Source organism: Amycolatopsis sp. H20-H5 (assembly GCF_035828755.1).
Lineage (GTDB): Bacteria > Actinomycetota > Actinomycetes > Mycobacteriales > Pseudonocardiaceae > Amycolatopsis.
In genome coordinates, this window is record NZ_JAYMZS010000102.1 from 1 (window position 1) to 21,580 (window position 21,580).

Genomic DNA, 21,580 nt, shown 5'->3' on the forward strand with positions numbered 1-21,580 from the left:
GTGACGGACCGTCGTGATCCGCCGGTCTCGATGGCACGAGCCATTTCGGTGACTTCGTCGGCTTGCAGCCGAGCGATCGCGGCCCGGATGTTCCCGATGGCGGCGATGTGGGTGGAGTAGGTCATAGATCCAGAATACCCGAACATGTGTTCGAGGTCATCGCTGAATCGGGTGAAATCCCCCAAAGTCCACAATAGACAACTCGACCGGAAACCCAAGCCCGCCAAGGGAACCCGCTGCGTGGGGGATCGGCGCTGCCAAGAGAAGCGGCACGAGAGCACTGGAGCGCTGATCTCCCACGCCCCGGCGAAGCCGCGCATGAAACGAAGCTGTCAGACCCACCAAAGCATGGAACCAAGGAGCAGCCACCACCTCGAACTCGGCAACCCAGAACCAGACGGCTTGCTGACGCGCGCCCGCGTCCGCGAACACCGGATGCCGCTCAGCGACAAGCTGAGCGCCCAGTTGACAGGGGAGACCGACTGGCTTCCCGACGGTGGATCCCCGACGAGGTTTCGGGCCCGTTTAACGAGGCGTACACCCAAGAGAATGAGGCCAGTGCGGCCGACGACTTCGGTGTCGGCAAACGCGAGCTGGCGTTGCGCGGTTGGTGGTGGCAGCGGAGTGGGCGCCGCGCCGGAAGTCGTTCGTCCCAGCGAAACCACCGTCTAGACCAAGTTGAGCAACGGCAACCCGCCAAAGAACCGCCGAACCTGTTCCGTGGCAAGACACTTGGCCCGAGGATAGAACGAAGCCGAACCCCCGGCGATGTGCGGCGTGATAACCACCCCAGAAACAGTCCACAAAGGATGATCGCTGGGAAGTGGCTCAGGATCGACCACATCAAGTCCGGCCCGCAACCGTCCCGACGAAGTCTCGGCGAGCAGTGCGTCGGTGTCGATGGCAGTACCACGTCCAACATTGACGATCAGCGCGTCATCCGGCAGCAAGCGCAGCTCGGCAGCACCGATGAGCCCCTGAGTTTCGGCGGTGCCAGGCAGAATCAGCACCACAATATCCGCGGCGGGGAGCAGGTCGCGCAACTCGGAGACAGCGTGCACACCCGCCGAAGGACGAGCGGTACGAGCAACCCGCGTCACGACGGCCTCGGCCGCTAGGAGCTGCCTCTCGATGGCCTGTCCGATCGACCCGTAGCCGACCAGCAGCACCCGGCTGTCGGCGAGCGAGCGCGTGTGTTCGCGCACCCACGACCCGGTGGCCTGCTGCGCGAACCACCGTGGCAGATCCCGTTGCGCCGCATGGATCAGCGCCATCGCGTGTTCGGCCACGCTGAGATCGTGCAGCCCCCGCCCGTTGGCCAGCTGAACCCCTTCAGGCACCAAGGGAGCGAGACCCTCCACCCCGGCAGACAACGTTTGTACGGCCTTCAGGGCGGGCAGCCGCGAAAGCAGCTTCGCCGGTTCGGGACCGCGGTCGTAAGGCAGCACGTAGAACTCGATCTGGTCGACGTCGACCGGGAGCGGCCCGGTGCCGTCGTAGATCCGGGCGGGCTGCCCGTCAGGCACCTCGATGTCTTTCCACGGCAGGAGAACTCGCTCGGTCATGCTGGCCTTTCTCGTGTTTCCGGCCACTTGCTCAGGACCAGGTCTCCGGTATGGGTGACCGCGCTCGGACCCCCGTGTCACCGTTGACAAGGCCAAGTCTTTCCGTATTATGGAAAGCTCTTCCGTTATATGGTGACAAGAGTGTGCGTCGCCAAGCCATCGTCGTCAAGAGAGGTCGGGCCGTGGCCGACATGATCGGCAAGGCCCTGAGGCTCCTCTCGCTGCTCGGGAGCTACCCGGACGGAGTCGGGATTTCGGAGCTTTCGCGAGCGGCCGGGTATCCCGTGAGCACCACGCATCGGCTGCTGGGCTCATTGGCCGCCGAGGGTTTCGTCCGCAACGACCCGAAGTCCAAGCGGTACGCGCTCGGCCTGCGGCTGTTCGAGCTCGGGCAGCAGGTTTCGCACGCGCGCGGCTTCGCGGGTGTCGCGCTGCCGGTGATGGAGCAGGTTTCCGCGCACACCGGTGAGCCCACCCTGATGGCCGTGCTCGACGGGCGTGACCAGCTCTACGTCCACGCCGTCGAGGGCCGTCAGCAGGTGCAGATCCGCGGCGAACCCGGCCGCCGCGGGCCGCTGCACTGCACTTCGATGGGCAAGTGCCTGGTCGCCTTCGCCCCCGAGGAACAGCGCCTGCGGCTGGTCGCCGAGCTCGAGCTCACCCCGATGGGACCGCGCTCGATCACCGGCAGGGCCGCGTTCGCCGCCGAGATCGAGCTTGTCCGTGAACGCGGCTATGCCGTAGCCGACGAGGAGCACGTGCCAGGCATCCGAGCCGTCGGCGTGCCCGTGTGCGGACCGGACGGAGCCGCGCTCGCTGCCCTTTCGACCGCCGCGCCCGCTTACCGGATGAGCGTGGCCGACCTGACGGAGTTCGTGCCCGCGCTGCGCACGGCCGCGCGGGAGCTGGCCGCCGTCCTGCCTCGCCGCCAGGCCGTGTCTGGCAGATCAAGTTCGCGGTCTTCGCGCCCAGGCGGCCCCTGACGGCACGGGAGATTCACCCGAGTACCACCCCGGTACAAGGGCAAATCCCCCCGCACCGCCAGGAACCACCTGGAACACGAAGCCCATCGAACAGATCTACCAGACCCGGCCTAGACCGGGGACGCCTGGTTGGCGACGCAGAATTCGTTGCCCTCGGGATCGGTCAGCACCGTCCAGACCAGGCCGGGTTGCTCATGCCGCTCCCCTTCCGTGGCGCCCAGTTCCACCAGCCGCTTCACCTCCTCTTCGCGGTCGTGCGCGCCGAAATCGATGTGCACCCTGTTCTTCCCCGCCCTCGGCTCGGGGACCCGCTGGAAGCCGAGCGTCGGCCCGCCTTCGCGCGCCGGGGTGAGGAACAGGAAATCCCCGTAGTCCTGCGCGATCGAGACGCCGAGCGCACCCGTCCAGAACGCGGCCAGCCGCTGTGGGTCCTCGCAGTCGATGGTGATCATGCCCAGTTCGAGAGTCATGCCGCCCACGTTAGGACGGACCACCGACGAAACCGGCGTCCGCGATAACCGGTTGGAACCATGGCGGGTGGGTTGACTACGCTGCCCACAACGTCTATACCCGCTTTCCAGCGAGGAGCCCCGTAGTGATCACCAGGATGTCGTCGTTGTTCCTTCGCACCTTGCGCGAGGATCCGGCGGACGCCGAAGTGCCCAGCCACCGGCTGCTGGTGCGCGCCGGCTACGTCCGCCGAGTCGCTCCGGGCATGTACACCTGGCTGCCGCTGGGCCTGCGTGTGCTGCGCAAGATCGAGGAGATCGTCCGCGAAGAGATGAACGCCTTCGGCGCGCAGGAGATCCAGTTCCCCGCGCTGCTGCCGAGGGAGCCGTACGAGACGACGGGCCGCTGGACCGAGTACGGCGACAGCCTGTTCCGCCTCAAGGATCGCAAGGGCGGCGACTATCTCCTCGGCCCGACGCACGAAGAGCTCTTCACGCTCACGGTCAAGGGCGAGTACAGCTCCTACAAGGACTACCCGGTCACGCTGTACCAGATCCAGACCAAGTACCGCGACGAAGCGCGTCCCCGCGCCGGGATTCTCCGCGGCCGCGAGTTCGTCATGAAGGACTCGTACTCCTTCGACCTCGACGACGAGGGCCTCACCCGGTCCTACCAGGCCCACCGCGACGCCTACAGCAAGCTGTTCGACCGCCTTGGCCTCGAGTACGTCGTCGTCGCCGCGACCTCCGGCGCGATGGGCGGGTCGGCCTCCGAGGAGTTCCTCGCCGTCGCCGAGACGGGTGAGGACACCTACGTTCGCAGCACCGACTCCGGTTACGCCGCCAACGTCGAGGCCGTCACCACGCCCGCGCCCCCCGCGCAGCCCATCGAGGGCCGCCCCGAGGCGAAGGTCTACGAGACGCCCAACACGCCGACCATCGAGAAGCTGGTCACCTTCTTCAACGAGCTCGACCTCGGCCGCACCTTCACCGCGGCGGACACGCTCAAGAACGTCCTGGTCAAGGTGCACAACCCGGGCGCGAAGGAGTGGGAGCTGCTCGCCATCGGCCTCCCCGGCGACCGCGAGGTCGACATGAAGCGCCTCGAAGCCGCGCTTGAGCCCGCCGAGGTCGCGCTGCTCGAAGACGCCGATTTCGCCAAGGCCCCGTTCCTTGTCAAGGGCTACATCGGCCCGAAGTCGTTGAAGGACAACGGGGTCCGCTACCTCGTCGACCCTCGCGTCGTCGACGGCACGGCCTGGCTGACCGGCGCCGACAAGCGCGGCGAGCACGTCCTCGACCTGCTCGCCGGGCGTGACTTCACCCCGGACGGCACCATCGAGGCCGCCGAGGTCCGCGAGGGCGACGCCTCGCCGGACGGTCACGGCACGCTCGTCGCCGCGCGCGGCATCGAGATCGGTCACATCTTCCAGCTCGGCCGCAAGTACGCCGACGCCTTCACCCTCGACGCGCTCGGCCCGGACTCGAAGCCCATCCGCATCACCATGGGCTCCTACGGCGTCGGCGTTTCGCGGCTGGTCGGCGTGCTGGCCGAGCAGAACCACGACGACATCGGCCTGATCTGGCCGCGCGAGGTAGCCCCCGCCGACGTGCACGTGGTCATCGCGGGCAAGAGCGAGGAGCTCACCGCCGGTGGCGAGAAACTGGCCGCCGAACTGGACGCGGCCGGGGTCTCGGTCATCCTCGACGACCGCAAGGCCTCGCCGGGAGTCAAGTTCGCCGATGCGGAACTCGTTGGTGTGCCGACGATCCTGGTGGTCGGGCGCGGCCTGGCCAACGGCGTCGTCGAGGTGAAGGACCGCCGCACCGGCGAGCGCGAAGAGGTCGCCGTCGACACGGTGGTCGAGCACCTGGTCAAGCTCGTCAACTCCTGACGATGTCCGGTGGCGAGCGCGGGGATTCCCCGGGCTACGAGGACAAAGAAGCGCTGAGCGGGTTCGGGGGCTACCAGCCCTCGGACTCGCCTCGCTTCGAGTCGAGCCAAGGCTTCGGTGTCGCCAAGACACCGGACTACCAGCAGCCGCGACCGCCGCGGCGCAAACGGCCGATGTCGCGCAGCGCCAGGAGACTCGTCCTGACGCTGGGCGCGACGGTGGTCGTCGTCGGCGGCAGCCTGCTGTTCGGCACCGCCCGCCACCACCCGCCGAGGACGGCGACGCCCCGCCCGCCGACGACCTACACCCCGGCGCCGCAGGTCGTCGTGCCCGCCGTGGTGAGCGGCTGGCAGTCCGTCGCGGGCAAGGACGGGGTGTACGCCTACGACGTCCCGCCGAACTGGGCGCCACACCCTGGCGCGGTCCACGGCTGGGATCGCACGCCTGCCGTTCCCGGCATCGTGCTGTCCGCGAGTGCCTTCCTCGGTGAAAGTTTCTGCGCGGCCGCGCCGGGCAGCCGCCTCGGGGGAGCCGGGGTGACGACGGTGCCGCTCGGGGATCCGGCCGCCGCGGCCGAGCAGGCCGTCACGAACCTGGGCGTCAGCGCGTACAGCCCCGACGACGGCCCGCTGTCCGAGGTGACGGTCGAGCCCGCGCAGGCGGCCGAGGTGTCGTTCGGCGGGGGCGAGAAGGCCGCGGCGAGCATCGTCCTGGCCGAGGTCACCCCGTCCGCGACCGGCGCCTGTGTTTCCCGGCGCGCGCTGGTCGGTGCGATCGCGCTCCGCCCTGCCGATCCGGCCAACCCGAAGTCGGCGGTTCTTGTCGTGTACTCCGACCAGGGCAACCCCGGCGCGACTTCCCGCGAGCAGGTGCTGCAGATCCTGCACAGCTACCGCGCCGTCCCGGCGGCCCAGCGGACGACCGTCACACCGCCGCCGACGACGAGGTAGAAGTCAAACCCGCGTTCGTTCCCGGCGCTCGATCAGCGGCGGACTCGGCTGTACCTTCCTGAGTACCGGCCGCGGCTCCGGCGCCCGCCGCTTGCCCGCGCGCGCGAACTTGGCGAGCTCCAGCAGGCTGGTGTTCGGGAGATAGGCGCGGCCGAGCGCGATTCCGATGCGGGGCAGGTCCGCCTCGTCACGGAAGGCTAGGAACATCGGCTCGTGACGCGGCTGGAACTTCAGCTTGAAGGCGTGCAGGGAACGGAAACCGTAGTACGGCTCCATCATGGTGCCGAGCGAGTCGAGCACCCTGGCGACGGCGTTGGCCGGTTCGCCGTCCGCGCTGCGGGCCAGCGGGGCTCCCGAAAGCGAGACGAACCCGGCGCCTTCCTCGCGGAAGGCGAGGCAGGCCGAAGCGATCAGGAACTCCATCACCGGCCGGAAACCGCCGGCCCGGCGGCGCATCACGTCCAGCGTCCAGCCGCCGACCCGGTTCGCTCCACAGTGGACGGGCATCCAGGAGGTGACGCCGTGCACGACGCCCTCGGCGTCGATCGCGAGACCGACCCGGGTCCCGGTGTCCATCGCCTCGTCGACGCCGCCGAGCGTGAAGCCCATTTCGGGCATGCCCTTGTCGCCGATCCACTCCTCCGAGATCGTGCGGACCTGCGAGATCACCGAGCGCGGCTGCTCGGCCAGCGTGACGAGCCGGAACTCGATCCCGTCCTTCTTGGCCTTGTTGAGCGAGGACCGCACGTCCTGCCACGCCTTGCCGCGGAACTCGAGGTTCTCGAGGTCCACCAACGTGTCCTCGGCGACCTGGACCTGCTGCCAGCCCTGCTCGGCGGTGCTCGCGACGGTCGCGGCCGTGGCCGAGAAGAAGCACGGCACTAGGCCGGAGTTCTCGCACATGGTGACGAATTCGCCGACGGCGGCGGGTGCGGCGCCCGCGGGCGCGATCGGGTCGCCGAGCGCGATGGCGACGCCGGTGTGCCGCCGGTAGGCCAGGTAGGACTGCCCGTCCGCGGTGACGAAGTAGGAGTTCTCCGGCCAGGTGGTCATCCAGGACAGCGTGCTGCCGCCGTGGCGCGCCAGCATCGCCCGCGCCGCCACCGGGCCGGGACCGCCACGGCCCCAGCGCCGCCGGGCTCGCCGGGACGGCACCCGGAAGGCGCCCCGCGCCGCGACCAGCAGCACGAACAGGACCATCCACAGTAGATTGTCCACAAAGAACAGTGACATGCCGGTCGTGTCGACGTCCTCGCCGACGAGCTCGCCCAGCGCGAGCGCCACGGCGACCAGCGTCACCTGGAGCATCGCGAACACGGTCAGCCCGATCGCCCAGCGCCACGCCGTGCGGCTGCCGCGGCGCAGGCCGTTGATCATCGGCGCCACGAGCACGCACAGGATCAGCACCTCGGGCGCGGTGATCGCGAGATCGCCCGAGGAGCCGAACGGGCCGTTGCCCGGCACCAGCCACATGACGATCTCGGCGACGGTCACCACGAGCAGCCCGGCGACGGCCAGCAGCCGCCATTCCCGCAGGCTCGGCCTGCCGATCGAGCGGGCCCGGAGCTTGCCGACGAGGCGGTTGCCCAGCGGCAAGGCCAGCGCCAGCGCGAAAAAGTGCACGAGATCGGCGAGCGTGCCGACGTAGACGATCGCCACCCCGGCGTAGATGCACAGCCCGGCCCGCAGCCGGAGCCGCCACGGCGACCGGATCGTCGCGCTGGCCACGGCCACCGCGGCGAGCGCGCCGCCGGAGAACCCGACGTCGAGGGTGACCGACATCCGCTCCGCCCAGTCCCAGCCGGAAGAGCGGGACAGCGCGAGGAACTGGACAGCAACGACCACGCTCAGCAGCTGCCAGCCGATGGTGATCGCCGCCGCGCGCCGCGTGCCGAGACGCCATTCGGCGAAGCCCGCGAACAGCGCGAAACTGCCGACCATCGGCAGGTAGTACAGCGGGACGACGGAGAACAGCGGCCCGGTGAGCAGCGCCCACCAGTGCCCGGCCTCCATCGACGGCAGGCCGTACGCGACGGAGGAGTACCACGGCTTGTCCTGGGCGGCGCCCCAGAGTGAACCGGAGCCGACCGCGAGGACGAGCATCACGAGCACGGTGATCGAGGTGAACGGGAGGCGGCGCCGAAGCACGGTGAACACTCCCTGGGCACGGCCGATGACGGCCTGCCCATGTCCCCCGGTCCTGTCACCGCGGGCGGTCCCCACCGCCGACGCTGCTTCTGTCATACAAGGAAACTAAGGCCGGAGCCGGGTCGGGGACATCCATCGTCGGAGCTAGATTTCCCCTAGGGGAGTGCTACTCGCGACGGATGCTCCCGGCGATCTTGAGGACCAGGTCCGTGGTGACCGCCTCGGGAAATCCCTGGTCAGCCAGCACCAGGAAGACGTGGTAGCGCCCCGCGGCGCTGTCCAGTCGCAAGGGCAGGGCCACCGCGGTGATCGTGACGGACGACGCCCCGCACGGCCCCGAGTCGGCCGGGGTCACCGTGGTGGTGACCGCCGTGGCCACTTCGGATTCCTGCGGCAGGTCGACCTGCCCGGCATCGCCGACGGTCGTTCGCGGGCCTCGGGTGCCGTCCGCCGAACCGTAGGCCGCCTCGGCCCAGGCGAGCGAAGTCTGCTCGGCGGCCTCGGCCACTCCGGGCACCTCGCCGGTGCCGATGGTGGTGAACCCGGCCAGCGCGCGGGCTGAGACGTCGAGCTGAGTGCAGAAGTTGGTCTTGAACCTGGCTACGCCGTGCAGGGTGACCAGGTCGCCGGTCGGTGTCTCGTAGCCGACCGCGACGCTGGGATCCTCCACCGTCCAGTCCGAAGGCACGTCGAAGGCGAACGGCTGGTCGTCGGAGACCACCGGCTGCCAGCCCCGGACGGCGGGGCTGACCGGCGTCCGGACCGCGCTCGACGACGACTGCGTCGGCGCGGCGATCGGGAGTTCGGGGGAGCGGCCCTGGCCGGTGCGGTCGCCGGAGTACACCGTGGCCACCCCGGCGCTGAGCACTGTGACCAGCGCGAGCACCCCGAGCACGGACGTGCTCGACACTCGTCGCCGCGGCTGCCGCCCGGGGCGCGCCTCCGGTGGCGGCGTGGCCTCTTCGGCGGGCTCGTCCTCGGTGGGCAGCCTCTCGCCGGTGAGCGGGTCGACGAACCACACCCGCGGCTCGTCGGGCTCGCGGGGGTTCACGACTGGGCCGGCCGCAGGCTGTACGGCCGGTGTGGCCGACCGCTGCCTCCGGGGTATGACATGGGCCGAGCTTAAACGCAGCCTCCTAGCACCGCCGCGCGTACCGCCGCGGTGTCGGCGAGGTCGGCGAGCACCGTGTGGGCTCCCGCGGCACGCAGTTCCGCCGCGGTGTACTTCCCGGTGGCGACGCCGATGGCCATCGCGCCGTGCTCGATCGCGGCGGCGACGTCGTTCGGGGTGTCGCCGACGATCACCACCGCCTCCGGCGCGAATCGGGTCCCGTGTTTGGCCGCCGCCCGCTCCACCGCGTGCGGCACCAGGTCGGGCCGGTGCGCGGACAGCGAGCCGTAGCCGCCGATCTCGAGGTCGAGATGCTCGTGCAGGTCGAAGGCGGCCAGCTTGTGCAGCGAGATCTCCGGCAGGTTGCCGGTCACCAGTGACTGCACGACGCCGCCGTGCCCGGCCATCGCGACCAGCGCTTCGGCCGCGCCGGGCAGCGCCCGGCCGTCCTCGCGCAGGGTCGGCCGCGCCTGCTCGGAGACCGCGATCAGCGCTTGCCAGAGCCGCTGGACGGCCTCCTCGGTTGGCTCCACGCCGTGCGTGGTGAGGACGTCGGAGGTGATCGCGCGCTCGGTGCGCCCGCCGAACTCCGGCAGGGTGTGCAGCTCGGTCCCGGTCGCTTCGAGGAGCGCGACCGCGTACCAGGCGGCACCGAGGCCGCTGAGGTCCACGAGGGTCTGATCGATGTCCCAGAGCACCAGTCGGTGCGGGTGTGCGGATGTCACGGGGGCGACGTTACCCGCGAATCGGGCGGCGATTTTATTCAACAGCTGTTGACTTCAGAGGCTGTCGCTCCTACCTTGAAGCCATTAATTCAACGCATGACGAATAACTGGAGGAAGTCATGGCGGCTCCCGACCGGCGTCCCGCCGGAGCGCTCGCCCTCGTCGCCGTCGCGGCCGGTGCGCTGGTCGCCGTGCTGCTCGGGTTCCTGACCTTCGGCGCGCAGGCCACGGTCGCGCCCGACCACGTCCCGGTGGCGGTTTCGGCGCCGGACGGCCCGCTACTGGCGATGGCGGAGAAGGTCGCCGGGCACGGCGGCGGGCAGCTCGACTGGCAGGTCAAGTCCATAGTGGATGGACGCAAGTTGCTGGCGGACAAGAAGGTCTACGGGATTCTCGAGCTCGGCGCCGGACCGTCGGCGACCGTGGTGGTCTCGGGGGCGGTGAACCCGTCGGGCACGCAGGTGGCGCAGCAGGCGCTCATCGGCGCGGCGCAGGCGCTCGTGGGCGTGCCGAAGATCGAGACCGTGCACCCGGCGAGCGCGGCCGGTCGCACCGCCCCGCTGGCGGTGAGCGCACTGGGGTGGGTCGGTTGCCTGGCCGCGAGCGCGGTGCTGACGCTGCTCGCCGCGCGTTCCGGCCGTAAACCCGGCGTCGCCGCCCGGCTGACCCAGGTCGCCGGCGCGGGTGTGCTGCTCACCGCCGTGCTGGCCGGGTTCCTGAAGCTCTGGGACTCGTCGCTGCCACTCGGCTGGGACGTGCTGGGCTTCCTGCTCCTGGTCACGACCGGGTTCGCGGCCGCCCAGGCCGGGCTCCTGCGGCTGCTCGGCGTCCGCGCGATGGCCGTGCTCGGCCCGCTCTACCTGGTCGCGCCCGCCGTCGCCGGGCAGGTGCCGGAGCTGCTGAACCCGGCGTACCGGACGCTGCTCTGGTCGTGGACGCCGTTCCGGTTCTCCACGGAGGGCCTGCGCAGCCTGCTGCAGGGCGTGCCTTCGGCGCCAGACGTCGCGACCGGAGTCTGGGTGCTGTCCGCCCTGCTGGTGGCCGGTCTCGCGGTGGTGCTGTGGCCCGCGTCCTCAGCCGGTCAGGAGGCTGAAGCGCACACGCCGGACGGGGTTGTCGAGGTTGGTGTCCACTAGGCAGATCGACTGCCAGGTGCCCAGCGCCAGTACCCCGCCGAGGACCGGGATGGTGGCGTAGGGCGGCACGAACGCGGGCAGCACGTGGTCCCGGCCATGCCCGTGGCTCCCGTGCCGGTGCTGCCAGCGATCGTCGCGGGGAAGCAGCTCGTCGAGGGCGCGAAGCAGGTCTTCGTCGCTCCCGGCGCCGGTCTCGAGCACCGCCAGGCCCGCCGTCGCGTGCGGCACCCAGACGTGCAGCAGCCCGTCCTCGCAGTCCGCGTCCCGCAGGAAGGTCTCGGCCTCCCGGGTCAGGTCGTGCACCACCGCCTGGTGGCCGGTGCGCACCTCGATCTCCGTGGAGTACATGCCGCCACGGTAGCGGGGGACCTTTACTGCCGCCTACTGCCGCTCACCGCCGCTCACCGCCGTCGCGCCGGAGCAAGGGACCTTTGCTGCCGTTTCGAACCGGGCGGCAGCAAAGGTCCCTTGCTCCTGTCCGGTGTGCTCAGGGGGCCCGCACGCCGTGTTCCGTGACCACGGCGGTGATGAGCGCCGCCGGGGTGACGTCGAAGGCGGGGTTGAACACGGCCGAGCCAGGCGGAGTCACCGGTGAGCCGGCGGCGTGGGTGATCTCCTCCGCCGCGCGCTCCTCGATCACGATGTCCGCGCCGGTGGGGAGTGATTCGTCCACAGTGGACGAAGGGGCGACCACGACGAACGGGATCCGGTGGTGGGCCGCGGCGATCGCCAGGCCGTAGGTGCCGATCTTGTTCGCGACGTCGCCGTTGGCGGCGATCCGGTCCGCTCCGACGAGCACGCAGTCGACCATCCCGCGCGCCATCGCCGACGCCGCCGCGCTGTCGGGCTGCACGCGGTAGGGCACTCCGGCCTCGGCGAGCTCCCACGCCGTCAACCTGGCTCCCTGCAGGAGCGGCCGGGTCTCGTCCACCAGCACCGACTCGACGAGCCCCCGCGCGTGCAGATGCCAGACGACGCCGAGCGCGCTGCCCCAGCTGACCGTCGCCAGCCTCCCGGCGTTGCAGTGGGTCAGCAACCGGACGGGCTTCCGGCCGCACTCGCGGAGCACGAGTTCGGCCGCGTGCCCCGAGGCCTCGTGGTTGAGCCGTTCGTCCTCGTCCAGGATCGCCAGAGCTTCGGCCAGGACCGCGTCCGCGCCCCCGGGCAGCTTGGCCAGCGCTCTGGCCACGCCCCAGCTCAGGTTGACCGCTGTCGGCCGCGACTTCGCCACCTTCTCGGCTTCGGCCACGACGTCCGCGCTGCCGGACCGCGCCGCGAGGGCCACGCCGAGCGCGCCGGCGGCACCGAGCGCGGGGGCGCCGCGTACGGCGAGCCGCTGGATGGCGTCGATCAGCTCATCGACCGTGCGCAGGATCAGCGTCCGGTATTCGCCGGGCAGTGCGCACTGGTCGATGATCTCGATCGCGCCGCCGGTCCAATCTATGGTCCTGCGCACGGTGTCCTCCCGCGGAATCGGATGGCGTCCGGCTCCCCTGCCGGTGAGGATGCCGCTGTGATCATTCAACGGCAGAACCCGCCCGCCCTGCACCCCACTCCCGGCTACCACCACGTGACCATCGTCGACCCCGGCCGGACCGTCTATCTGGCTGGCCAGTGTCCGGTCGACGCCGGCGGCGCCGTCGTCGGGGGCGACGACTTCCTCGCCCAGGCCGATCAGGTCGTCGCCAACACGGCCGCGGCGCTGGCGTTCGCCAGGGCGGGCCCGGCCGACGTCGTCCGCACGGTGGTCTACGTCAGCTCCGCCGACCAGAAAGTGCTTTCGGCCGTCTGGCACCACCTGCGTGACTCCGCCATCGGTGAGGCTTTCACCACCGCGAGCACACTGCTCGGCGTCGCCCAGCTCGGCTTCCCCGGGCAGCTGCTCGAACTCGACGTCACGGCGGCTCTCTGACCCGAACGAGCGAACGTCAGAGCCCGGCCATGAGGTCGGTCTCGGTGATGCCGGGGCCCTGCCCTTCGCGGATGAACCACTCGGTGCCGAAGGCGTGCGCGAAGCCCTCTTCGGGCATCGCGAGGAAGAACGACTCCTCGCTGATCTGGCTGGCGTGGGCGCGCATCGCGGCGCGTTTGTGGCCCAGGTACGCGGTGACGTCCACCGCTCCGGTGAGCTCGGCCTCCGGCTTGCCGTAGGTCGTGCCCTCGTCGAAGTCGGGCAGGTCCTCGGCCTTCATCATGCCCTGCTCGACGGCCGCCTCGATGCCGCGGCGCATGTGGTCGGAGTTGCCGGTGGCCTGGTAGACGCGCGGTGTCCCGGCGAGTTCGGCGGCGCGGACCCCCACCCGGTGCACCTGGATGTGGTCGGGGTGGCCGTAGCCGCCGTTGTCGTCGTACACCGTCAGCACGTCGGCGGACTCCTCGCGCAGGATCGCGGCGAGCTTCTGCGCGGCCTCCTCGACCGAAGCCGTCCAGAACGTGCCGGGCTCGTCGTTCGTCGGCTCGCCCATCATGCCGGAGTCGCGGTAGCCCAGGAACTCGACGCGCTTGACGCCGAGGACGTCCGCCGCGGCGTGCTGTTCCTCGACCCGCCGCTGCCAGAGCTGCTCCCCTTCGGCGAGGAACCCGTCCGGCACTTCGCCGACCTCGCCCCTGGTGGCGACCACGAGTACCACGCGGTGACCTTCGTCGGCGGCTTTGCGCATCACGCCGCCGGTGTTGATGCATTCGTCGTCAGGATGGGCGTGGAATGTCACGAGAGTGGCCATGGAATCGACGTTACCGGTTCACACCGACAGAACGCGGCTGAGGAAGCTCGTCGTGAGCTCCCAAGCGGCGGCCGCGGCCTCGGGCTGGTGGAACATCGGCGCGAGGTGGTTGTGGAACGCGTGCCCGGCCTCGGGCTGGATGTGGATCTCCGCGCCCTCGTGCTTCGCCACCGCCTCCTCCAGCACGCGCACCCCGGCCAGCGGGAGGTACGGGTCCAGCGCGCCGAAGTGGAACTGGATCGGGCAGGAGATCTGCTCGAGCAGCGCCACGGTGCCCAGCACCGACGAGCCGTAGAACGACACGGCCGCGTCGGGATCGCCTTGTGCGGCCGCGGCGTACGCCAGCCCGCCGCCAAGGCAGAAGCCGAAGACCCCGGCGCGGCCGTCGACCTCGGGCAGCGAGCGCAGCAGGGCGAGCGTGGCCAGCACGTCGGACAGGCCGAGTCCGGCGTCGAACCGGCCCGCCACGCCCATCGACGCGGCGAGCCCGGCCTCGTCGTGCGAGGACGACCAGCCCGGCTCGATCCGCCAGAACAGCTCGGGCACCACGACCACGTACCCCAGCGCGGCGAGGTCGGCCGCGACGGACTTCAGATAGTCGTCGAGGCCGAAGATCTCCTGGATCAGCACCAGACCGGGGCCACGGCCCGATTCCGGCAGCCAGACGGGCACGCCGAACGTGCCGTCGGCCACGGTGACGGTTTCGGATCGGGTCGTGGTCAAGGGACAATCTCCTTAAGCAGCAGTAAAAGAACGTTCGAGGATGTCCGCGACGAGCGCCGCCTGGCTGCCGTCGGGATCGAGGTCGGGGTCGAACACGGTCAGCTCGAACCCGGCCGCGCCGGGGATCGCGAGCAGGCCGCGGAACAGCGCGACCAGTGTTTCCGGATCCAGGCCGCCGGGGTCGGGACTGTCCACAGCGGACACGTACGACGGGTCGAGAGTGTCTATGTCGACATGGATCCAGAACCCGTCGAGCCCCGGGCGGCCGAACAGCTCGCGTGCCAGCGCGAGCGCCTCTTCGACACCGTGTGCCATGAGCTGCTGGCTGGTCACCGTGTGGAGGTCCGCGGCCCTGGCGTCGGCGGACTCCTCCTCCCGGACGCCGAGCACGAGCACGTCCTCGTCGCGCACGTACGGCGACAACCCTTCGACGTCGGCGATTTCCGGTGCGCCACGGCCCGTGACCACCGCGAGCGCCTCCCCGGCCACGGACGCGACGTGCTCGCTGTTGCCCAGGTGGCGGAAGTCGTCGTGGCCGTCGAGGTAGACCATGCCGAACCGGCCCTCGCGACGCAGCGCCAGTGCGGAGCCGAGCGCTATCGAGCAGTCGCCGCCCAGGACGATCGGGAAGCCGCCCGCCGTGCGGATCCCGGCCACGCGCTCGGCGAGTTTGTGCGTGTACGCCGCGATGGCGGCGGCGTTGCGCACCCCCTCCCCGGGAGTCCAGGCCGAGAAATAGCGCGCGGCCGTGACCACGCCGCCCTCGGTGGCGCCGAGCCGGGCGAGCAGCCCGAGGTCGCGCAGTGCGCCGGGCGCCTTGTAGCAGCCCGGCGCGGCGCCCTCCGCGGGCGGGCGGAGGCCGAGGTTGGACGGTGCGTCCAGCAGTACGAGATTCCCCATGCCGAGCACGTTAGCGCGGGGCACCGACACTTTCAGCGTTCCTTCGAGACGGTGCTCAGCAGTTCCGGGCCGCGGGCGGCCAGCCGCTGCTGCGCGTGCCAGCCCCACCACCAGGCCAGGGCGGTCCCGGTCAGCACCCCGACCGGGATCCCGGCCCAGCGCAGCACGGGGGAGTGCAGCACCGAACCCGCCACCAGCACCGCGACCACCGGGATCGCCGCCACCACGAGCAGCAGTGAAACAGACAGCATCAGCAGCACCCTGGCGCAGCCCGGCCGCCCGCCGGAGGACCACGGGCTCGAGTTGCGGCGCGGGTCCGGCAGCGGATAGGCGATGTACACCGACTGCAGCATCAGCACCCCCGCGCCGCCGCCGACCAGCGCGGGCACCAGGCCCAGCACCCATGGATACGCCGAGGGCGTCCCGGTCACGCCGGGCAGTACCAGTGCGAGCAGCAACGCGACCGGCGCGACGATCAGGGCCCAGGCCAGCTGACGGCCGCGGATGTCAGCCCGCTCCGCGCCGGGCACGACCAGGGTGTGCCACAGCGCGCTGCCGTCGAAGCCGTACAGATTGCCCGACTGCATGGACGCGAAGAACACGACGTACAGCGCCACGTAGGGCAGCATCACCGCGCGGCTGCCACCGGACAGCGAGGGCACGACGGCGATCACCACGCCGATCATCACCGTCGAAAGCAGCGCTACCCGCCGCCGCGCGTCACGCCACCAGGTCCGCAGTTCCTTGCCCGCCACCGCGCCGATCGGCGTTTCCGGCAGCAACGATCGGCGTGCCCGCTTGCCGGGCTCGGCCGCCTTCGACCGGGACGCCCCGCGGAACGACGGCGACGTGACCCGCTTGGCCAGCAACGCGCCCCAGCCGAGCAGCATCACCGCGATCAGCGCGGCCAGGCCCGCCAGCAGCCCGGCGACGATGCCCCAGTCGCCGTCACCCGCAGCCCGCACCGCGAGCGTTCCCCAGCCCGAGGGCAGGATCCGCACGGTCGTCGCCAGCGCGGGCACCCGTCCGTCCACAATGGCCGGTCCGAGGCTGCTCGCGACATAGTTGATCGCCACCCCGGACAGACCGGTGAGCGCGACCAGCAGGACGCCGAGTTCCTTGCCCTTGCGGGAGGTCAGCAGCGCGCCGAGCGCGGCCATCATCAGCCGGTACGCCAGCACCACGAACACCAGCTGCAGCAGCGCGAAGACGAGCCCGACCAGCGCGGGGCCGGTGCCGAGCCGCAGCCCGTAGGTGACCAGCCCGAGAAACGCGACCAGGCTCACCAGCGCGGTCACCCCGACGAAGCTCGCCGCGAGCAGCCCGACAGCGAGCTTGCGCCTGCCGATCGGGAGCAGCGCGAAGTGCTCCGGCCGCAGCGTGTCGTCACCGCCGCCGGTCGCCACCGGCGCCAGGATCCAGCCGATTGCCCAGACCGCGTACAGCGAGGCCAGCACGTCGACCGAGGTCCTGGCCTCGTCGAACGGCACCAGCCCGGCGAACACCGTGAAGACCGCGAGGAACAGGCCCAGTATCCCGCCGACGATCATGCCGACGATCTGGCGTCCCCGCAGGGAGTTGCGCAGTACGCGCAGCTTCAGTCGGACGAGGACGCCAACCACGACAGTCCTTCCGCGCCGCCGGTCCGCCCGCCCACGATGTGCACGAACGCGTCCTCGAGGCTGCCGCCGCCGCGGACGTCGTCGACCGCGCCCGCGGCCACCACCCGTCCGTGGGTGATCACCGCGACGTGGTTGCACAGCTGCTCGACCAGCGCCATCACGTGACTCGAAAGCACCACCGCGCCGCCGGAGCCGACGAACCGGTTCAGGATCGTGCGGATGGTCGACGCCGACACCGGGTCGACGGCCTCGAACGGCTCGTCCAGCACCAGCAGCCGCGGCCCGTGCAGCAACGCCATCGCCAGGCCGATCTTCTTCCGCATCCCCGCGGAGTAGTCGATGACCAGCGTGCGCTCGGCCTCGAGCAGCTCCAGCACGCCGAGCAGCTCATGCGCGCGCTCGGCGACGGTGTTCTTGTCGAGCCCGCGCAGCAGGCCCATGTAGGTCAGCAGTTCGCGGCCGGTGAGCCGCTCGGGGATCGACAGTCCGTCGGGCAGCACGCCGATCAGGGCTTTCGCCTGCTCGGGCCGCTGCCAGACGTCCACGCCGAAGATCCGCGCGCCACCGGCGTCGGGGCGCAGCAGGCCGACGGCCATCGACAGCGACGTCGTCTTCCCGGCGCCGTTCGGCCCGACGAGCCCGAAGAACGACCCTGGTGGGACCTCGAGATTCACGTTGTCGGCGGCCAAGGTCGTGCCGAACCTCTTGGTCAACCTGTACAGCCCCATCGCCGGTTCCACGGCCACTCGCTCCCCCTCGCCCCGATTCCTGGGGGCAGGCTACGCCCGGCGGCCGCGAGTGTCATGAAAGGGTCTTTCAGGGCAATTTTTGTCCTGAAAGACCCTTTCATGACACTCGGGACCGGACGGGGTTACTCGGCGCCGCCGCAGGTGATTTTCGGCTGCGGGTTGTAGCGGACGTTGCGGGTCTCGCGGCGGACCTCCCGGCCGGTCGACGCGTCCTTCACCACGCGGGTGTCCGACGCGGTGAAGCCGGGGGCGCCGTTCGACGGCTTGCAGTTCTCCGCCGGGCCCGCCTTGGTCTGCGGGTCGGTCGGGTTCGCGCGCCCGCCGGGGACCGACTCGACGGTGTAGCGCTTGGTGCCCCACAGTTTCACCGTCAGCGAGGATGGCGACCAGATGGTCTGGATCGCGACGCCGGTCTCGCTGTCGTTGGCGAACTTCAGGTCGATCACGCTGGAACCGTTGGGGTTCTGGAACACCGTTGCCTCGCGCGCGGCGGGGTAGCGGCTGATGTAGTAGCTGTGTTCGCGGTGCCCGGCGTCTTTCATCGCGGCGAAGTACGCGGCGTTGTACAGCGTCGTCGCGAACTGCGAGATCCCGCCGCCGATCTCGCGGGCCGGGGCGCCGTTCTCGATCACGCCCGCCTCGACGTACCCCTGCGGTGCGCCGCGCGGGCCGGTGAACCCGTTGAGGCTGAACGTTTCGCCGGGTTTCACGATGGCGCCGTTGACCTTCTGCGCGACCACCTTGATGTTGATCCCGGAGTCCTGGGCGAACCCGCCGGTGGTGAACTCGCCGATGACCTCCTTGACGCCGAGCTGGTTCGCCTGCTCGGTGGTCACCTTGGCCGGGGTCGTCTTGTAGATCGCGGGCAGCTCACGCTTGTCGGCGAGCTTGAGCACGTCGAGCACCGGCTTGAGGCTCGGCTCCCAGTCGACACCCTTGCCGTCCTCGGAGGGCTCGACCGCGGGCTTACCGCCGTCGAAGACGACCTGCGCCTCCTTGCCCTCCTTCTCCGTGGACTTCAGCTGCGGGCCCGCCGCCTCGATGATCTTGTTGTTGTCGATCTTCGGGGCCAGCACACCGCCGTCGGCGGGCTCGAAGCTCAGCGCCGCCGCGATCGCCTCGGGCTTGACCGTGGCGTCCTTGCCCTCGCCCTTGATGAGCAGCGGCGAAGCCACCGCGGGCTTCGCGATCTGCTCCAGCGCGGCGCGCACCGCCTCGGGGGAGGTCTTGACCGGCGTCGCGGTCACCGGCAGCCGCAGTGCCTCGCCGCTCGCCCAGCGCGCCAGCACCTCGCGGGTCGCTCCCGTGACGTCGAGTTTCTGACCCTGTATCGGTTCGACGGCGACCGGGGTGGCCTCCTCGAAGCGCACGGTGCCCTCGACGGGGTCGCGGTCGGTCTTCTGGCGCAGCGACTCGATCGCGTCGGCCAGCTTGCCGCCGTCGCCGTGGGAGACCACGCCCACCTCGCGGTGGGAGAAGAAGGAGGAGATCCGGGTGACCGGGTTGAGCGGCTGGTCACCGGCCTGGTCGAGGGTGGCGGGCCAGTCGAGGCTGAGCCCGGCGACCTGCGGCACGACGATGGAGTCGACGTCGCCCGCCTTGACCTGCACCGGGCGGGTCAGCCGGGGTTCGATCCGGCCGCGCAGCTGCTGCTCGGCGGCCGCGCGATCCATCCCGCCGACGTCCACGCCTGCCACGGTGACCCCGCGCGGCACACTGCCACCGCTGATCACCAGGTCGAGCACGTAGGCAACGGCGAGCACGCCGAGCGTTCCGCCGCCGATCAACGCGGCTTTCCGCAGACCACGGCGCTGCTTCTCAGCAGGCTTCTCCGTGACGGGCTCCTCAGTGCGGGGGACGACGATCGGGATGATTTCCGTCTGCTCGGCATGGGAGCCCTGCCACCGTTCGGTGTCGGACTCAGGCCAGCGAGGTTCCTGCGGCAACTCTCAACCCTCTGTTTCCTAGTCGCGCTGTCCGCGATCGTGCTGCCAGGGCGCGACCAGGTGCGGAAGCAACAGTTGGTCCCACCGGCGCCCTGCCATCACGATCCCGGGGCCTGTCGGCCAAAAAGGCGCGCGACTCGCAAAAGTGACCTGGGTCACCTTCGCCTCGGTTGCGTGTACTGTCTGAAATCTACCTTGGGTCGGGTTCGGGGTTCGCTCCCGGGCGGGCAAGGAAGTCGAAATCGCAGCCTTCGTCAGCCTGGGTGATGTGGGCGCTGTACAGCGCGCCGTAGCCGCGTTCGTAGTGCGGGGCGGGCGGTGTCCATGCCTCGCGGCGGCGGGCCAGTTCGGCCTCGTCGACGTCGAGACTCAGCCGCCGCGCCGGGACGTCCAGGGTGATCGGGTCGCCGTCGCGCACCAGCGCGAGCGGTCCGCCGACGAACGACTCGGGCGCCACGTGCAGGACACAGGCGCCGTAGCTGGTGCCGCTCATCCGGGCGTCGGAGACGCGCACCATGTCGCGTACACCCTTGGCCAGGAGGTGATCGGGGATCGGCAGCATGCCGTACTCGGGCATCCCCGGGCCGCCGAGCGGGCCGGAACCGCGCAGCACCAGGACCGAGTCCTCGGTGATGCGCAGCGCCGGTTCGTTGATCCGCTTCTTGAGGTCGGAGTAGTCGTCGAACACCACCGCGGGCCCGGTGTGCGTCAGCAGGTGCGGCTCGGCCGCGAGGTGCTTGATCACCGCGCCCGACGGCGCCAGGTTGCCGCGCAGCACCGCGACCCCGCCCTCGGCCGCGACCGGGTTGTCCCGGGGCCGGATGACGTCGTCGTTGTGCACCTGCGCGGTTTCGAGCAGCTCGCCGAGCGTCCGGCCGGTGACCGTGACCCGGTCGGTGTGCAGCAGGTCGGTCAGCCGCGAGAGCAGCCCCGGCAGGCCGCCCGCGTAGTAGAAGTCCTCCATCAGCCAGTCGCCGCCCGGCCGGATGTTGGCCAGCACCGGCACCCGCCGCGCGATCGCGTCGAAGTCGTCGACGCTCAGCGGGATCCCGCTGCGGCCCGCCATCGCGATCAGGTGGATCACCGCGTTGGTCGACCCGCCGAGCGCCAGCACCGTCGTGATCGCGTCGGCGTACGCGCGTTTGTCCAGTACCTGGCCGATCGTCAGGTCCTCCCACACCATGCCGACGATCCGCGCACCGCTCGCGGACGCCATCCGGTGGTGCGCCGAGTCGACGGCCGGGATGGACGCGGCGCCGGGCAGCGTCAGCCCGAGCACCTCCGCCGCCGACGTCATCGTCGACGCTGTGCCCATGGTCATGCAGGTGCCGGGGGAGCGGGCCAGGCCGTTTTCGAGCTCGGAGAGCTCCTGGTCGCCGATCAGCCCGGCGCGCCGGTCGTCCCAGTACTTCCACATGTCGGTGCCGCTGCCGAGGACCTGGTCGCGCCAGTGGCCGCGCAGCATCGGCCCCGCGGGCACGAAGATCGCGGGCAGCCCGGCGCTCGCGGCGCCCATCAGCAGCGCGGGGGTGGTCTTGTCGCAGCCGCCCATCAGCACCGTGCCGTCGACCGGGTAGGAGCGCAGGAGCTCCTCGGTCTCCATGGCCAGCAGGTTCCGGTACAGCATCGGCGTCGGCTTCTGGAACGTCTCCGAAAGCGTCGCCACCGGGAACTCCAGCGGGAACCCGCCCGCCTGCCACACCCCGCGTTTGACCTGCTCGGCGCGTTCCCGCAGGTGCATGTGGCAGGGGTTGACGTCGCTCCAGGTGTTCAGGATCGCGATCACCGGCTTGCCGAGGTGCTCCTCGGGGTTGTACCCCAGCTGCCTGGTGCGCGCGCGGTGGCTGAAATCGCGCAGTCCGTCCCCGCCGAACCAGCGATGGCTGCGGAGCTCCTCCGGTGTCTTCATGGCGGTGATCCTACAGTTGAGTATGGAATCTGATATATGATCCAGA

At 70.5% G+C, this 21,580-nt stretch carries 19 protein-coding genes; 5 read left to right on the forward strand and 14 right to left on the reverse strand.

Annotated elements, in window-relative coordinates; all coding sequences use genetic code 11:
• Positions 1-668 precede the first annotated feature (668 nt).
• Complete coding sequence (locus QMK34_RS36560) at positions 669-1,565, reverse strand: 2-hydroxyacid dehydrogenase (protein WP_326419310.1); 897 nt, start codon at positions 1,563-1,565, stop codon at positions 669-671.
• 191 nt (positions 1,566-1,756) lie between these two features.
• On the opposite strand from QMK34_RS36560, the gene QMK34_RS36565 reads away from it, so the two are divergent.
• A complete protein-coding gene (locus QMK34_RS36565) occupies positions 1,757-2,548 on the forward strand; it encodes an IclR family transcriptional regulator (protein WP_442785291.1) in 792 nt (263 codons plus the stop codon).
• 110 nt (positions 2,549-2,658) lie between these two features.
• Here the strand turns inward: QMK34_RS36565 and QMK34_RS36570 are convergent, their stop codons facing one another.
• Positions 2,659-3,018, reverse strand: a complete 360-nt coding sequence (locus tag QMK34_RS36570) for a VOC family protein (RefSeq protein ID WP_326419312.1) — start codon at positions 3,016-3,018, stop codon at positions 2,659-2,661.
• Between the two features lie 125 nt (positions 3,019-3,143).
• On the opposite strand from QMK34_RS36570, the gene QMK34_RS36575 reads away from it, so the two are divergent.
• Positions 3,144-4,892 carry a proline--tRNA ligase gene (locus QMK34_RS36575; RefSeq protein ID WP_326419313.1) on the forward strand — a complete coding sequence of 583 codons (1,749 nt, stop codon included), beginning with the start codon at positions 3,144-3,146 and terminating at the stop codon, positions 4,890-4,892.
• Between the two features lie 2 nt (positions 4,893-4,894).
• On the forward strand, positions 4,895-5,842 hold the full coding sequence (locus QMK34_RS36580) for a hypothetical protein (protein ID WP_326419314.1): 948 nt from the start codon (positions 4,895-4,897) through the stop codon (positions 5,840-5,842).
• 3 nt (positions 5,843-5,845) lie between these two features.
• On the opposite strand, the gene QMK34_RS36585 is transcribed toward QMK34_RS36580, so the two are convergent.
• The 3 genes from QMK34_RS36585 to QMK34_RS36595 form a co-directional block, all read right to left on the reverse strand.
• Complete coding sequence (locus QMK34_RS36585) at positions 5,846-8,086, reverse strand: bifunctional lysylphosphatidylglycerol flippase/synthetase MprF (protein ID WP_442785290.1); 2,241 nt, start codon at positions 8,084-8,086, stop codon at positions 5,846-5,848.
• A gap of 70 nt (positions 8,087-8,156) precedes the next feature.
• Entirely contained in the window at positions 8,157-9,041 is an 885-nt protein-coding gene (locus QMK34_RS36590) for a hypothetical protein (RefSeq protein ID WP_326419315.1), read from the reverse strand.
• A gap of 71 nt (positions 9,042-9,112) precedes the next feature.
• Positions 9,113-9,826: an HAD hydrolase-like protein gene (locus QMK34_RS36595; RefSeq protein ID WP_326419317.1), complete on the reverse strand. Its 714-nt coding sequence runs from the start codon at positions 9,824-9,826 to the stop codon at positions 9,113-9,115.
• A gap of 119 nt (positions 9,827-9,945) precedes the next feature.
• On the opposite strand from QMK34_RS36595, the gene QMK34_RS36600 reads away from it, so the two are divergent.
• Positions 9,946-10,962, forward strand: coding sequence for an ABC transporter permease (locus QMK34_RS36600; RefSeq protein WP_326419318.1), 1,017 nt, complete (start codon positions 9,946-9,948; stop codon positions 10,960-10,962).
• On the opposite strand, the gene QMK34_RS36605 is transcribed toward QMK34_RS36600, so the two are convergent.
• The gene (locus QMK34_RS36605; RefSeq protein WP_326419319.1) at positions 10,900-11,310 is read right to left on the reverse strand and encodes a secondary thiamine-phosphate synthase enzyme YjbQ; all 411 of its coding nucleotides are present in this window, start codon (positions 11,308-11,310) and stop codon (positions 10,900-10,902) included. The two genes, QMK34_RS36600 and QMK34_RS36605, sit on opposite strands and share 63 nt — an antisense overlap.
• 139 nt (positions 11,311-11,449) lie before the next feature.
• The gene (gene mtnA / locus QMK34_RS36610; RefSeq protein WP_326419320.1) at positions 11,450-12,418 is read right to left on the reverse strand and encodes an S-methyl-5-thioribose-1-phosphate isomerase; all 969 of its coding nucleotides are present in this window, start codon (positions 12,416-12,418) and stop codon (positions 11,450-11,452) included.
• 57 nt (positions 12,419-12,475) lie between these two features.
• Between mtnA and QMK34_RS36615 the strand changes: the two genes are divergently transcribed.
• A complete protein-coding gene (locus QMK34_RS36615) occupies positions 12,476-12,874 on the forward strand; it encodes a RidA family protein (RefSeq protein WP_326419321.1) in 399 nt (132 codons plus the stop codon).
• A gap of 16 nt (positions 12,875-12,890) precedes the next feature.
• On the opposite strand, the gene QMK34_RS36620 is transcribed toward QMK34_RS36615, so the two are convergent.
• The 7 genes from QMK34_RS36620 to araD form a co-directional block, all read right to left on the reverse strand.
• Positions 12,891-13,685, reverse strand: coding sequence for a PIG-L family deacetylase (locus QMK34_RS36620; protein WP_326419322.1), 795 nt, complete (start codon positions 13,683-13,685; stop codon positions 12,891-12,893).
• A gap of 18 nt (positions 13,686-13,703) precedes the next feature.
• A complete protein-coding gene (locus QMK34_RS36625) occupies positions 13,704-14,408 on the reverse strand; it encodes a dienelactone hydrolase family protein (RefSeq protein ID WP_326419323.1) in 705 nt (234 codons plus the stop codon).
• A 12-nt stretch (positions 14,409-14,420) separates the two neighbouring features.
• Positions 14,421-15,308 carry an arginase family protein gene (locus QMK34_RS36630; RefSeq protein ID WP_326419325.1) on the reverse strand — a complete coding sequence of 296 codons (888 nt, stop codon included), beginning with the start codon at positions 15,306-15,308 and terminating at the stop codon, positions 14,421-14,423.
• 32 nt (positions 15,309-15,340) lie between these two features.
• Positions 15,341-16,930, reverse strand: coding sequence for a hypothetical protein (locus QMK34_RS36635; protein ID WP_326419326.1), 1,590 nt, complete (start codon positions 16,928-16,930; stop codon positions 15,341-15,343).
• Positions 16,906-17,658 (reverse strand): ABC transporter ATP-binding protein, encoded by a 753-nt coding sequence (locus QMK34_RS36640; protein WP_326419327.1) that lies wholly within the window; start codon positions 17,656-17,658, stop codon positions 16,906-16,908. The genes QMK34_RS36635 and QMK34_RS36640 overlap by 25 nt, the downstream gene beginning before the upstream one ends.
• Before the next feature lie 143 nt (positions 17,659-17,801).
• Positions 17,802-19,625, reverse strand: a complete 1,824-nt coding sequence (locus QMK34_RS36645; RefSeq protein WP_326419328.1) for a VanW family protein — start codon at positions 19,623-19,625, stop codon at positions 17,802-17,804.
• Positions 19,626-19,815: 190 nt separating this feature from the next.
• Positions 19,816-21,534 carry an L-arabinonate dehydratase gene (gene araD, locus QMK34_RS36650; RefSeq protein WP_326419330.1) on the reverse strand — a complete coding sequence of 573 codons (1,719 nt, stop codon included), beginning with the start codon at positions 21,532-21,534 and terminating at the stop codon, positions 19,816-19,818.
• Positions 21,535-21,580 lie beyond the last annotated feature (46 nt).

Bases quoted from the DNA above. Each gene is read 5' to 3' on its own strand.
- QMK34_RS36560 (WP_326419310.1), bottom strand. From the start codon at position 1,565: ATGACCGAGCGAGTTCTCCTGCCGTGGAAAGACATCGAGGTGCCTGAC.
- QMK34_RS36565 (WP_442785291.1), top strand. From the start codon at position 1,757: ATGATCGGCAAGGCCCTGAGGCTCCTCTCGCTGCTCGGGAGCTACCCG.
- QMK34_RS36570 (WP_326419312.1), bottom strand. From the start codon at position 3,018: ATGACTCTCGAACTGGGCATGATCACCATCGACTGCGAGGACCCACAG.
- QMK34_RS36580 (WP_326419314.1), top strand. From the start codon at position 4,895: ATGTCCGGTGGCGAGCGCGGGGATTCCCCGGGCTACGAGGACAAAGAA.
- QMK34_RS36585 (WP_442785290.1), bottom strand. From the start codon at position 8,086: ATGACAGAAGCAGCGTCGGCGGTGGGGACCGCCCGCGGTGACAGGACC.
- QMK34_RS36600 (WP_326419318.1), top strand. From the start codon at position 9,946: ATGGCGGCTCCCGACCGGCGTCCCGCCGGAGCGCTCGCCCTCGTCGCC.
- QMK34_RS36605 (WP_326419319.1), bottom strand. From the start codon at position 11,310: ATGTACTCCACGGAGATCGAGGTGCGCACCGGCCACCAGGCGGTGGTG.
- QMK34_RS36620 (WP_326419322.1), bottom strand. From the start codon at position 13,685: ATGGCCACTCTCGTGACATTCCACGCCCATCCTGACGACGAATGCATC.
- QMK34_RS36630 (WP_326419325.1), bottom strand. From the start codon at position 15,308: ATGGGGAATCTCGTACTGCTGGACGCACCGTCCAACCTCGGCCTCCGC.
- QMK34_RS36640 (WP_326419327.1), bottom strand. From the start codon at position 17,658: ATGGGGCTGTACAGGTTGACCAAGAGGTTCGGCACGACCTTGGCCGCC.
- araD (WP_326419330.1), bottom strand. From the start codon at position 21,534: ATGAAGACACCGGAGGAGCTCCGCAGCCATCGCTGGTTCGGCGGGGAC.